The organism is Streptomyces sp. RP5T, from assembly GCF_003933965.1.
Taxonomy (GTDB): domain Bacteria; phylum Actinomycetota; class Actinomycetes; order Streptomycetales; family Streptomycetaceae; genus Streptomyces.
In genome coordinates this window covers 1-410 of the sequence record NZ_RSAJ01001304.1, presented here as the reverse complement: position 1 = coordinate 410, position 410 = coordinate 1, and the positions used below count along the sequence as shown (strand labels likewise).

Annotated in this window: 1 protein-coding gene; it reads right to left on the bottom strand. The window is 67.1% G+C overall.

What is annotated here, in order from left to right; genetic code table 11:
- Nucleotides 1–237: hypothetical protein (locus EHS43_RS47305; protein WP_221740837.1), on the bottom strand; the 237-nt coding region annotated here is incomplete at its 3' end.
- Nucleotides 238–410 lie beyond the last annotated feature (173 nt).

Sequence of the window (410 nt, the reverse complement as noted above, 5' to 3'; positions counted from 1 at the left end):
CTCGTAGCGCGCGGGGCTTGTCCGCAGACGTTCCGGCACCGTGGGAGCGGGAGCCCCGATCAGAATCCGGGCCCTGCCCTCTGCGTCTTCGACGATGATTCCGCGTGTCCGGATCACGCCGGGATGCCCGCTTACGAAGGCGGCCCCCATGACGAGTATCAGCATCCCGCCAAGACCGGCGACAACCAGATTCAGTCGCCGCACCTGGCGGGTCAGTCGGCCAAGACCGTCCTGCATGGAAGCACCCCTGAGAACACCCGCGCGAGCGAGCCGCCAGCGCAACAGCGACAGCGGCTGAACACTAGCTTCAGGATCTGAGCGGTGTCGTTCTTCGTGTTGTCCCGGTACACCGGCAAGACCGCATGCGGCCGCGCGTATCGGCCGCCCCTTCGTCCCGGCTCATCCCACGC